General features: G+C 65.6%; 12 protein-coding genes. 9 read left to right on the top strand and 3 right to left on the bottom strand.

Features of this window, described 5'->3' with window-relative positions; all coding sequences use genetic code 11:
* Positions 1-122 precede the first annotated feature (122 nt).
* From cyoA to Q9R14_RS06385, 7 genes are all read left to right on the top strand, one after another.
* Positions 123-1,352, top strand: coding sequence for a ubiquinol oxidase subunit II (gene cyoA / locus Q9R14_RS06415; protein ID WP_306003866.1), 1,230 nt, complete (start codon positions 123-125; stop codon positions 1,350-1,352).
* A gap of 13 nt (positions 1,353-1,365) precedes the next feature.
* Positions 1,366-3,369: a cytochrome o ubiquinol oxidase subunit I gene (gene cyoB, locus Q9R14_RS06410; protein WP_306003865.1), complete on the top strand. Its 2,004-nt coding sequence runs from the start codon at positions 1,366-1,368 to the stop codon at positions 3,367-3,369.
* 2 nt (positions 3,370-3,371) lie between these two features.
* Entirely contained in the window at positions 3,372-3,995 is a 624-nt protein-coding gene (cyoC, locus tag Q9R14_RS06405) for a cytochrome o ubiquinol oxidase subunit III (protein ID WP_306003864.1), read from the top strand.
* Positions 3,992-4,387 carry a cytochrome o ubiquinol oxidase subunit IV gene (cyoD, locus tag Q9R14_RS06400; RefSeq protein ID WP_045811653.1) on the top strand — a complete coding sequence of 132 codons (396 nt, stop codon included), beginning with the start codon at positions 3,992-3,994 and terminating at the stop codon, positions 4,385-4,387. Before cyoC ends, cyoD begins: the two co-directional genes overlap by 4 nt.
* 67 nt (positions 4,388-4,454) lie before the next feature.
* Entirely contained in the window at positions 4,455-5,153 is a 699-nt protein-coding gene (locus Q9R14_RS06395) for an SURF1 family protein (RefSeq protein WP_306003863.1), read from the top strand.
* Positions 5,150-6,481, top strand: a complete 1,332-nt coding sequence (locus Q9R14_RS06390) for an ATP-binding protein (RefSeq protein WP_306003862.1) — start codon at positions 5,150-5,152, stop codon at positions 6,479-6,481. Before Q9R14_RS06395 ends, Q9R14_RS06390 begins: the two co-directional genes overlap by 4 nt.
* Positions 6,471-7,007 carry a response regulator transcription factor gene (locus Q9R14_RS06385; protein ID WP_306003861.1) on the top strand — a complete coding sequence of 179 codons (537 nt, stop codon included), beginning with the start codon at positions 6,471-6,473 and terminating at the stop codon, positions 7,005-7,007. The genes Q9R14_RS06390 and Q9R14_RS06385 overlap by 11 nt, the downstream gene beginning before the upstream one ends.
* On the opposite strand, the gene Q9R14_RS06380 is transcribed toward Q9R14_RS06385, so the two are convergent.
* Positions 7,004-7,441: an HIT family protein gene (locus Q9R14_RS06380; protein ID WP_242076687.1), complete on the bottom strand. Its 438-nt coding sequence runs from the start codon at positions 7,439-7,441 to the stop codon at positions 7,004-7,006. The two genes, Q9R14_RS06385 and Q9R14_RS06380, sit on opposite strands and share 4 nt — an antisense overlap.
* Before the next feature lie 108 nt (positions 7,442-7,549).
* Between Q9R14_RS06380 and Q9R14_RS06375 the strand changes: the two genes are divergently transcribed.
* The gene (locus Q9R14_RS06375) at positions 7,550-7,909 is read left to right on the top strand and encodes a phage holin family protein (protein WP_242076686.1); all 360 of its coding nucleotides are present in this window, start codon (positions 7,550-7,552) and stop codon (positions 7,907-7,909) included.
* Positions 7,910-7,912: 3 nt separating this feature from the next.
* On the opposite strand, the gene cobS is transcribed toward Q9R14_RS06375, so the two are convergent.
* Both cobS and Q9R14_RS06365 read right to left on the bottom strand, forming a co-directional pair.
* On the bottom strand, positions 7,913-8,917 hold the full coding sequence (gene cobS / locus Q9R14_RS06370; RefSeq protein WP_055753459.1) for a cobaltochelatase subunit CobS: 1,005 nt from the start codon (positions 8,915-8,917) through the stop codon (positions 7,913-7,915).
* Between the two features lie 59 nt (positions 8,918-8,976).
* Positions 8,977-9,405, bottom strand: a complete 429-nt coding sequence (locus tag Q9R14_RS06365; RefSeq protein ID WP_306003860.1) for an organic hydroperoxide resistance protein — start codon at positions 9,403-9,405, stop codon at positions 8,977-8,979.
* Between the two features lie 267 nt (positions 9,406-9,672).
* Between Q9R14_RS06365 and Q9R14_RS06360 the strand changes: the two genes are divergently transcribed.
* Entirely contained in the window at positions 9,673-12,087 is a 2,415-nt protein-coding gene (locus Q9R14_RS06360) for a penicillin-binding protein 1A (RefSeq protein ID WP_165117043.1), read from the top strand.
* Positions 12,088-12,205: the final 118 nt, after the last annotated feature.

Here is a 12,205-nt window from a genome sequence, read left to right as displayed (position 1 = left end):
CTCGTGAGGATAGGACATATTGCCCAATGTCGTTCCTGATTGAGCTTGAGTATCCCGCCGCCTACGAACGCCAACCGTCGCGGCGCCTCCCCCTCGCCCGACGCTTTTCGATTGGATCCGCCTTGCGCCGTCTGCGCCTACTTTTGCTCGCGCCCGTCGTGGCCCTGCTGTCGGCCTGCAACCTGGTCGTCCTGAACCCTGCCGGCGACGTCGCGTCCCAGCAGGGCGATCTGCTGATGATATCGACCCTGCTGATGCTGATCATCATCGTGCCGGTGATGGGTCTGATCATATTCTTTGCCTGGAAGTATCGGGCGTCGAACAAGGAGGCCGAGGCCGACTATCGTCCCGACTGGGATCACTCCACGTCGCTGGAGCTGGTCATCTGGGCCGCGCCGCTAATGATCATCATCTGCCTGGGCGCCCTGACCTGGGCGGGCACGCACCTGCTGGATCCCTATCGTCCGATCGACCGGATCAAGCCGGGTCAGTCCGTCGAGGAAAGCGTCGAGCCGTTGCAGGTGAATGTCGTCGCGCTCGATTGGAAGTGGATGTTCATCTACCCGCAGTACGGCGTCGCCACGGTCAATGAACTGGCCGCGCCGATTGACCGTCCGATCCGTTTCCACATCACCTCGTCCTCGGTGATGAACAGCTTCTACATTCCTGCCCTGGCCGGTCAGATCTACGCCATGCCGGGCATGGAGACGAAGCTGCACGCCGTCATCAACCGTCCGGGCGAATACGAAGGTTTCTCGGCCAACTATTCCGGCGACGGCTTCTCGCACATGCGCTTCGCCTTCCACGGTCTGGATCAGTCCGGGTTCGACCAATGGATCGCCGGCGTGCGCCAGGGCGGCCAGACGCTGGACCGCGACCGTTATCTGGAGCTGGAAAAGCCCAGCGAGAAGGCGCCGGTCATGCGCTTCTCCAACGTCGACGGCATGCTGTGGGACGCGATCCTCAACATGTGCGTCGAGCCGGGCAAGATGTGCATGGGCGAGATGATGGCCATCGACAAACAGGGCGGCCTGTCCATGGCGTCGGTGCGCAACACCATGCCGCTGGTCTATGACAAATACGCCGGCCGCGGAAAATCGCCCGCCTACTTCGGCTCCAACGAGAGCTACGTCATGACGATCTGCACCCCGCTGCAGGCCGAGGCGGCCGCCGCCGACCGCATGCGCCGCGCCGAGCTGGATACGGTCGCCGGACCGACCAGCCTGGAGCGCCTGACCGGGCAGGGGTTGTCGCCGGGCCAGACTCCGATGGCCTCGCTGACGACGCTGGCCCGCAATCCCTTCGCCACGGGGCCGGTTCCGACCGACGTCCGTTCCGCCCCCAACGCCTGAGCGAACACAGTCGATGAACGCTGATCAACTCATTCCGCTAATCTTCGGGCGCCTCACGCTTGAGGCTCTGCCGTTGCACGAGCCGATCCTGGTCGTGACCATGTCGGTCGTGCTGCTGGGCGGCCTCGCCCTGTTCGGCGCCCTGACCTATTTCAAGCTGTGGGGTTATCTCTGGAAGGAATGGTTCACCACCGTGGACCACAAGAAGATCGGGATCATGTATATGATCCTGGGTCTGATCATGTTCGTGCGCGGCTTCGCCGACGCCATCATGATGCGCCTGCAACAGGCGATGGCTTTCGGCGGGTCCGAGGGTTACCTGAACGCGCACCACTATGATCAGATCTTCACCGCCCACGGCGTGATCATGATCTTCTTCGTAGCCATGCCGCTGGTGACGGGCATCATGAACTACGTCGTGCCGCTGCAGATCGGCGCGCGCGACGTGTCCTTCCCCTTCCTGAACAACTTCAGCTTCTGGATGACCACGGCCGGCGCCGTCATCGTCATGGCTTCGCTGTTCGTGGGCGAGTTCGCGCGCACTGGCTGGCTGGCCTATCCGCCGCTGTCGGGCATCGGCTACAGCCCCGGCGTCGGGGTCGACTATTACATATGGGCGTTGCAGATCGCGGGGGTGGGCACGACGCTGTCCGGCATCAACCTGATCGCGACCATCGTGAAGATGCGCGCGCCCGGCATGGGCATGATGAAGATGCCGGTCTTCACCTGGACCTCGCTGTGCACCAACGTGCTGATCGTGGCGTCCTTCCCGGTCCTGACCGCCGTCCTGGCCCTGCTGACGCTGGACCGTTACGTCGGCACCAACTTCTTCACGAACGACTTCGGCGGCAATCCGATGATGTACGTGAACCTGATCTGGATCTGGGGTCACCCCGAGGTCTACATCCTGATCCTGCCGCTGTTCGGCGTCTTCTCGGAGATCGCCTCGACCTTCTCGGGCAAGAAGCTGTTCGGCTATACCTCCATGGTCTACGCCACGGTCGTCATCACGATCCTGTCCTACCTGGTCTGGCTGCACCACTTCTTCACCATGGGCTCGGGCGCGTCGGTGAACAGCTTCTTCGGCATCACGACGATGATCATCTCGATCCCGACGGGCGCGAAGATCTTCAACTGGCTGTTCACGATGTACCGCGGACGCATCCGGTTCGAGCTGCCGATGATGTGGCTGGTCGCCTTCATGCTGACCTTCGTGATCGGCGGGATGACGGGCGTGCTGCTGGCGGTGCCGCCGGCCGACTTTGTGCTGCACAACTCGCTGTTCCTGGTGGCCCACTTCCACAACGTCATCATCGGCGGCGTGCTGTTCGGCCTGTTCGCGGCGATCAACTTCTGGTGGCCCAAGGCCTTCGGCTTCAAGCTGGACAAGAAGTGGGGCCTGATCAGCTTCTGGTGCTGGGTGCCCGGTTTCTGGCTGGCCTTCCTGCCGCTGTACGTGCTGGGCCTGATGGGCGTGACGCGCCGGATGCGGGTGTTCGACGATCCCTCGCTGCAGATCTGGTTCGTCATCGCCGCCATCGGCGCCGGCGTCATCGCCCTGGGCATCGCGGCCATGTTCATCCAGTTCGCCGTGTCGATCATCAACCGCGACAAGCTGCGCGACACGACGGGCGACCCGTGGGGTGGCCGCACGCTGGAGTGGGCGACCTCGTCGCCGCCGCCGGCCTACAACTTCGCCGCCACACCCTACGTCCATGACGCCGACGCCTGGTGGGACATGAAGAAGCAGGGCTATCAGCGTCCGCTGAGCGGCTACAAGGCGATCCACATGCCCTCGAACACCGGGGCGGGGATCATCATCTCGGGCCTGTGCCTGGTGATGGGGCTGGCCTTGATCTGGTACATCTGGTGGCTGGCCGCCATCAGCTTCATCGGGGTGTTGGCCGTCTCGATCGGCCATACCTTCAACTACAAGCGCGACTACTACATCCCCGAGGATGAGGTCCGTGCGACAGAAGAGGCGCGCACCCGCGCCCTGGCCGGAACGGAGGCCTGATCATGAGCGCGACTGCGACCGAGATCGACCGGACCGTCTTCCACCTGGAAGAGGAGCCGCACCACGAGGAAGGCTCCAGCACCATGCTGGGCTTCTGGCTCTATCTGATGAGCGACTGCCTCATCTTTGCGATGCTGTTCGCCGTGTTCGGCGTACTGGGCGGCAACTACGCCGCCGGGCCGGGGCCCAAGGAGCTGTTCAACCTGGAGTTGGTGGCGATCAACACCGCCATGCTGCTGTTCTCGTCGATCACCTATGGCTTCGCCATGCTGGCGATGGATCGGAACAACCAGCGTCAGACGCTGGTCTGGTTGGCGATCACCGGCCTGTTCGGCTTGGCCTTCCTGGGGATCGAGCTCTACGAGTTCGCGCACCTGATCCATGAGGGCGCGACGCCGCAACGCAGCGCCTTCCTGTCGGCCTTCTTCACCCTGGTGGGCACCCACGGCCTGCACGTCACCTTCGGTATCATCTGGCTGGTGACGCTGATGGTACAGGTCAGCATGAAGGGCCTGATCCCCGCCAACAAACGCCGCCTGATGTGCCTGTCGATGTTCTGGCACTTCCTGGACGTCATCTGGATCGGCGTCTTCACCTTCGTCTATCTGCTGGGCATGCTGCGATGAGCGCCGACAAGAACGACCACAGCCCTGAGTCTCACGAGACCGATCACCTGGGTCACGAGGGGCACAATCACGGCTCCTTCAAGAGCTACATGATCGGCTTCGTGCTGTCGGTGATCCTGACGGCCATCCCGTTCGCCCTGGTCATGACCGGCGTCCTGCCGACCCAGGCGACGGCCCTGATCGTCATGGGCTTCGCCGTGGTGCAGATCGTGGTCCACATGATCTTCTTCCTGCACATGAACTCCAAGTCCGAGGGCGGCTGGATCATGCTGGCGCTGATCTTCACCATCATCGTGGTGGTCATCGCCCTGTCGGGTTCGCTGTGGGTCATGTACCACCTGAACACCAATATGATGCCCATGACGCACGACATGGCGCAGATGGGCGGCTGAGGTCGAGATCACGGACCCGTCCTCAGTCCCGGCCGGCGGCAAGGCCAGACGTTCGCGATCCTTCCGCATGGCGGTCGTGGTCGCGGGCCTGGCGTTGTTCGTCGGCTTTCTGGCGCTGGGCGGGTGGCAGGTTCAGCGCCTGGCCTGGAAGACCCATCTGATCGCCCAGGTCGACGCCCGCGTTCATGCGGCCGCCGTTCCTGCGCCCGGTCCGACCCAATGGGCCGGCGTGACACGCGACAGGGATCAGTACCGCCGCGTCACGGTTCGCGGTCGATTCCTGCACAACAAGGAAACCCTGGTTCAGGCGGTGACCGACGCCGGCGGCGGCTTCTGGGTCATGACGCCCCTGGTTGACGACCGGGGCTTCACCGTCCTGATCAATCGCGGTTTCGTGCCGTCAGGCCGACGCGATCCGGCCGTCCGCGCCGATGGTCAGGTCGAGGGGCCGCAGACGGTGACCGGACTGCTCCGCATCACCGAGCCGAAGGGCGGCTTCCTGCGCGCCAATGATCCGGCCGGTGATCGCTGGCGGTCTCGCGACGTCGCGGCGATCGCGGCGCGGCGCGACCTGACGAGCGTCGCGCCCTATTTCATTGACGCGGACGCCAGCCCGAACCCAGGGGGATGGCCGCGCGGAGGGCTGACGGTGATCCGGTTCGCCAACAGCCATCTGGTCTATGCCCTGACCTGGTTCGGCATGGCGCTGCTGACCGTGGTCGGTCTTTGGCTGTTCCTGCGCGACAGCAGGCGCAACAGGTCGTGACGACGACAACTTTGCAAAGACTGCTGGGCCTGGGGCTCAGAGGCGGGGTCGCGACCCACGGCGGCGCCAACCGCCGCAACATGCTGCTGCTGATCCAGTTGCGCTGGCTGGCGGTCGCCGGGCAGGTGGCGACGATCCTGCTGGTCCAATATGTGATGCGGATCCCGCTGCCGGTGCTCTGGCTGCTGGCGGCGCCGGCGGGTCTGGTTCTGGTCAATCTGGTCAGCGCGCCGTTGACCGTACGCCGGCAGGAGGTCGAGGATCAGGCGCTGATGATCGCCCTGTTGGCGGATGTGGCGGCCCTGACCTGGCTGCTGTTCCTGACCGGGGGCGCGGCCAATCCGTTTGTGGCGCTGTATCTGCTGCAAGTCGTCTTGGGGGCGGTGCTGCTGGCGCCGGTCTATGCCTGGGCGCTGATCGCCGTCACCAGCCTGTGTTTCGCCGGGCTGGGCCTGCATTCCCGCCCGCTGAACCTGCCGCCGGCGCGCGAGGATTCGCTGCTCAGCCTTTATCTTCAGGGCAGTCTGATCTGTTTCGTGCTGATGGCCGTGCTGCTGGTGCTGTTCGTCACCCGGATCAGCCAGAACCTGCGTGAGCGCGACGCGTCCATGGCCGCCCTGCGCCAGCAGACGGCAGAGCATGATCATATCGTCCGCATGGGCCTGCTCGCATCGGGCGCGGCGCACGAGCTGGGAACGCCGCTGGCTTCGCTGTCGGTGATCCTGAGCGACTGGAAGCGTATGCCGGCCCTGACCCGGGACGCCGACCTGGCCCAGGACATGACGGTGATGCGGGCCGAGGTCGAACGCTGCAAGGCCATCGTTACCGGCATCCTGATGTCGGCCGGCGAGGCGAGGGGACAGGCGCCCGAGCGCACCACCTTGCGCGCCTTCGTCGCCGATGTAGTGGCCAGCTGGAGCGGCGACGGTGTGGCGGTGCAGATCCGCGACGAACTGGCCCAGAACCCGTCGATCATCGCCGACCCGGCCCTGCGTCAGGTGCTGGGCGTGCTGTTCGACAATGCGGTCGAGGCCGGAGCGAGCCGCATCACCGTGACCACGACACGCACGGACGAGGATTTCGGCATTGCGGTCCGCGACGACGGACCGGGCTTTCCTCCGGCGATCCTTCAGGCCTGGGGCAAGCCCTACAACTCCACCAAGCCCAGGCCCGGCGCCGGTCTTGGCCTCTTTCTGCTCATGAATGTGATCCGGTCGCTTGGCGGACGGGTAGAAGCCTCCAATCCCCCGGCGGGCGGCGCAGAAGTGCGTCTGACCCTGCCGCTTTCGGCCTTGGCTCCGACGGACGAGACCCTCCATGACCGATGACGTCAGATTGCTGCTGATCGTCGAGGACGACGAGTCGTTTTCAACTACCCTGCGACGCTCGTTTGAACGGCGCGGCTATACGGTCGTCAGCGCCGCCAGTCCCGACCAGATGGCCGAGGTACTGAAGACGCATCGTCCCGGCTATGCGGTCGTCGATCTGAAGCTGGGCGGGCATTCCGGCCTGACCTGCGTCGAGGCTCTTCACGCTTTCGATCCCGAGATGAACATCGTCGTCCTGACCGGCTTCGCCAGCATCGCCACGGCGGTCGAGGCGATCAAGCTGGGCGCCCGGCACTATCTGGCCAAGCCCGCCAGCACCGATGACATCGAAGCCGCCTTCGGCCGGGCCGGCGGCGACGCCGAGACGCCCCTGGGCACGCGCCCCACCTCGATCAAGACGCTGGAATGGGAGCGGATCCACGAGACGCTGGTTGAGACAGACTTCAACATCTCGGAGGCGGCGCGGAGGTTGGGCATGCACCGCCGCACCCTGGCGCGAAAGCTGGAAAAGCGCCGCGTCACCTAGTCCAGTTCGGCCGCGATCCGGTCGGCCAGCGCCCGTAAGGTCGCCGTGTCCGCCATCGGCGCATGGCCGTGACCCTTCATCTCGCGATCGGCCCAGCGCGGCACGATGTGGAAATGCAGGTGGAAGACTGTCTGTCCGCCCGCCTCGCCGTTGAACTGCAGGATCGACAGGCCTTCGGGCTTCAGCGCCTTCTCGACCGCCTTGGCCGTGCGTTGCAGGGCGGCGGTCACGTGGGCCAGAACTTCCGGCTCGATCTCCAGTAGATTACGCGCCTGGGACTGTTTGGCGATGATCAGGACGTGGCCTTCCGACTGGGGAAACACGTCCATGAAGGCTAGGACGTGGTCGTCCTCCCACACCTTCACCGACGGAATGTCGCCGCGCAGGATCTTGGCGAAGATGTTGTTGGTGTCATAGGCGCCGTGCAGGCTCATGGGCGGTCTCCGTGCGGTTCGAACCTTCGATAGCAGCGCCGTCCGCGAAGGGGGAGCCTTCGTGCACGTCGTGCATTATGGTCACGCTTGAACGTCACGAGGGCCGTCATGATCCGTTTCATCATTCAGGCGCTGATCACGATGGCGGGCCTGTGGCTGTCCGCCCAAGTCGTGCCGGGCGTCGATTTCACAAGCACCGGGTCGCTGATCGCGGCGGCCATCATTCTGGGGCTGGTCAACGCCTTTGTGCGGCCGATCTTGGTCGTGCTGACCTTCCCGATCACCGTAGTGACCTTGGGACTGTTCCTGCTGGTCGTGAACGCCGCCATGATCGGGCTGACGTCGGTCTTCCTAGACGGCTTCCGGGTCGACGGCCTGTGGGCCGGCATCGGCGCCGCCATCGTGACCGGCGTCGTCAGCTGGATCGCCGGCGCCTTCATCGGCGGCGGCGAAGAAGCGCGGGGCTGAGCCTTACCCCACCTTTACCCGCGTCGCCGCCTCGGGCAGGTCTTCGCCGAAGGCGCGCTGGTAGAACTCGGCGATGGTCGGGCGTTCCAGCTCGTCGCACTTGTTCAGGAAGGTCAGGCGGAAGCTGAGGCCCAGGTCGTCGTTGAAGATCTGGGCGTTCTGGGCCCAGGTGATGACGGTGCGGGGCGACATGACGGTCGAGATGTCGCCGTTCATGAAGGCGTTGCGGGTCATGTCGGCGACGCGGACCATGGCGGCGATCCGGCGGCGGCCCTCGGCGTCCTTCCACTCGGGCACCTTGGCGGCGACGATCTCGGCTTCCACGTCGTGATCCAGATAGTTCAGCGTGGTGACGATGTTCCAGCGGTCCAGCTGGGCCTGATTGATCTGTTGCGCGCCGTGATACAGGCCTGTGGTGTCGCCCAGGCCGATGGTGTTGGTCGTGGCGAACAAACGGAAATAGCGGTTCGGGCGAATGACGCGGTTCTGGTCCAGCAGGGTCAGGCGGCCTTGAGCCTCGAGCACGCGCTGGATCACGAACATCACGTCGGGCCGGCCGGCGTCGTATTCGTCGAAGACCAGGGCGATGGGGCGTTGCAGCGACCAGGGCAGGATGCCCTCGCGGAATTCGGTGATCTGCTTGCCGTCCTTCAGGACGATCGCGTCCTTGCCGATCAGGTCGATCCGGCTGACGTGGCTGTCCAGGTTCACCCGCACCAGCGGCCAGTTCAGGCGGGCGGCGACCTGTTCGATGTGGGTCGACTTGCCGGTGCCGTGATAGCCCTGGACCATGACGCGTCGGTCGAAGGCGAAGCCGGCGCAGATGGCGATCGTCGTCTGGGGATCGAAGCGATAGGCCTCGTCGATCTCGGGCACATGGCTGTCGCGCTCGTCGAAGGCGGGCACGGTCATGTCGCTGTCCACGCCAAAGGCTTCGCGCAGGGTCACGCGGCGATGCGGTTCGAGCGTCAGCAGGGGATCGGGGGAGGCGTCGAGCGGGGAGGTCATGGACCTCATCTAGAGGCGCCGCGCGCGCGGCTCAACACGCGCGCGGCCCTCGGCGTCGGTTATTTCGCGCTCAGGCGAACATCGACGTTGTTGCGGGTGGCGTTCGAGTAGGGGCAGACCTGGTGCGCCTTCTCGATCAGGTCGTCGATGACGGCCTGGTCCAGGCCGTGGTCGGTCACGGTCAGGTCGACATCCAGGTTGAAGCCCTCACCCTTGGTGTTCTTGCCGAAGCCGACGCCGGCGGTGACCTTGGTGTCGGGGCCCACGGGCGTGCCGGCCTTGCCGCTGACCAGACGCAGCGCGCCGAGGTAGCAGGCGGCGTATCCGGTGGCGAACAACTGCTCCGGGTTGGTGCCGTCGCCGCCCTTGCCGCCCATCTCGGTCGGCGTGGACAGTTTGACGTCGATCTTGCCGTCGTCGGTGGCCGAACGGCCGTCCTCACGGCCTCCGCCCGATGCCGTCGATTGGGCGCGATACAGAACTTCCATGGCAGGCTCCTTGGGTTGGGATGCTTGAGATGGGAGCTTAACGGCGGACGGGAAGGGGCGTTGCATCGCGGCTAGAGCCTGGTCCGCTTGAGTTGAAGCGCTTCGCGCTTCGACGTAGCGGTGAATCAGGCTCCAGCTTCAAGCGAGACCTTGATTCACGGCTTCAGCGGAATCGCGGAGCGATTCCTCTCCAGCCGATCAAGGTCTAGCCATCGACCGGCGACGCGGGCTAAAGCACCCTTTCGGGGCGCGTCGTCGGAGTACGCAGTGAAGATTGCCGAACGCTGGTTCGTGTGGGCGGGCATGGTTCTGCTGGGCGGCATCGCCCTGGCGGGGTTGGTCGTCGCCGTCTATGCGGCGTGGCTGTTCCACGACCTGCCCGATGCGTCGGAGCTGGCGGACTATCGCCCGCCGACCGCAACGCGCGTCTATGCCGGCGACGGCACCCTTATCGGCGAGTTTTCGGACGAGCGCCGAATCTATGTCTCCTACGACCAGATTCCCCAGCCGGTGATCCACGCCTTCCTGGCGGCTGAAGACCGCAACTTCTTCCAGCATGGCGGCATCGACGTGGGCGGCATCGGCCGCGCGTCGCTGAAGAACGTCTTCAACCTGGCGTCGGGACGTCGGCTGGAAGGCGGTTCGACCATCACCCAGCAGGTGGCCAAGAACGTCCTGCTGACCAACGAATCCAGCCTGAACCGCAAGCTGAAGGAGGCCATCCTTGCCAATCGCCTGGAGGCGACCCTGTCCAAGGAACAGATCCTCGAGCTGTATCTGAACGAGATTTTCCTGGGCTATCGCTCGTTCGGCATCGCTTCGGCGGCCTACAACTATTTCGGCAAGTCGCTGGCGCAGCTGACGCCCGACGAAGCCGCCTTCCTGGCGTCCCTGCCCAAGGGGCCGAACAATTATCACCCCAAGCGTCACCCCGGGGCGGCCAAGGGCCGCCGTGACTGGGTGCTGGGCGAGATGGAGCAGAGCGGCTGGCTGACGCCTGAACAACTGGTCGAGGCCCGCGCCAAGCCTCTGGTCACGCGCGATGCGCCGCAACGGTCGGATTACAAGGACGCCGACTTCTTCGTCGAGGAGGCGCGCCGCCAGGCCGCCGCCAACCCTCAGTTCGGCGAGCAGCTGCGCGCCGGCGGCTTCTACATGCGCACGACCCTGGACCCCACGCTGCAGACGGCGGCGCGCCGGGCCCTGATGCAGGGGCTTGAGAACTACGACCGTCGTCATGGCTGGCGCGGCGGGTGGGGCACGACCGACTTCGCCGACGGCTGGCAGGCGGTCGCGTTGAAGGAGCAGGCGCCGCCCGAGCGCCGCAGCTGGCAGGCCGCCGCCATCGAAAGCGTCAGCGGCAACACGGTTCGCATCCGCACCGCCCGCGACGACAAGTCCGGCACGCTGCTGGCGTCGGACGCCGCCTGGGCCAACGCCAATCGTCAGCTGAAGCGCGGCGAACTGATCTTCGTGGAGCCGCAGGGGGGGCAGTTCGCCCTGAAGCAGGTGCCGCGCGTCAACGGGGCGCTCGTCGCCATCGAGCCGCAGTCCGGCCGCGTGCTGGCGATGGTCGGCGGCTATTCCTATGCGCTGTCCAGCTTCAACCGGGCGACCCAGGCGCGCCGTCAACCGGGTTCGGCCTTCAAACCCTTCGTCTATGCGACGGCGCTGGAGGGCGACTTCACCCCGGCCTCGATCGTCCTGGACGCGCCGATCAGCTTCGCCGGCGGTCCCAACGGCACGCGCTGGACGCCCGAGAACTACAGCCGCCAATACTATGGCCCTCAGACGCTGCGGCGCGGGCTGGAGCTGTCGCGCAACGTCATGACGGTGCGGCTGGCCCAGTCGGTCGGGATGAAGAAGATCGTCGATCAGTCGGCCAAGATGGGTCTGCCGGGCATGACGCCCAACCTGTCGGTGTCGCTGGGCGCCGGCGAGGTCACGCCGCTGGAGATCACGGCCGCCTATTCCGCCTTCGCCAACGGCGGGCGGCGGGTGACGCCCTATCTGATCGACTATGTTCAGGACCGTGACGGCGAGACCATCTTCCGCGCCGACAATCGCAGCTGCCGCGAATGCGGACGCGGCTTCTCGGGGCAGGAATCGCCGCGGCTTCAGCAACGCGGCACCCAGGTCATCGACCCGATCACCGCCTATCAGATGAGCTCCATGCTGGAGGGCGTGGTTCAGCGCGGCACCGCCGCCAGCGCGCGCGGGCTTGGGCCGTGGGTCGCGGGCAAGACGGGCACGACCAACGAATATCGCTCGGCCTGGTTCGTGGGCTTCACCACCGACATCGTGGTCGGCGTCTTCATCGGTTTTGACGACAACCGCTCGCTGGGGTCCGGTGAAGCCGGCGCCTCGGCCGCCGTGCCGGTCTTCACGGAGTTCATGCAGACGGCGCTGAAGGAAAGGCCGGCTCGACCGTTCGTGCGGCCCAAGAACGCCATCTTCCGCACCGTCAACGGCATCGAGGAGGCCTTCCGCCCCGGCACCGAGCGCCAGGCCCCGCCGCCGCGCCCGACCGGCCCGGCTCAGCCTGTCGGACCGCAGAACTACTATGAGGTGATCCGCCGCGAGCAGGAGGCCGCCAGCGGCGCACCCGCCTCGTCGCCCGCGCCCACCGCGCCGCCGCCCCCCAAGAAGGCGCCGGCGGAGGACTTGAGCGGATTGTACTGAGGCTCTAGGTAGGCCTTTCGAACGGCGCGTCCTCGTGGCGCGCCGTTTTCCATTAATCCTGCCCTGTCGCGCGGCCTGCGGGTCGCGCTGCTGAGGGCGTTGTGTCGCGGAGATTGCG

The organism is Brevundimonas sp. C43, assembly GCF_030732185.1.
Classification (GTDB): domain Bacteria; phylum Pseudomonadota; class Alphaproteobacteria; order Caulobacterales; family Caulobacteraceae; genus Brevundimonas; species Brevundimonas diminuta_C.
The sequence above is the reverse complement of the archived record's forward strand: the minus strand, read 5'-3'. Positions and strand labels throughout refer to the sequence as shown.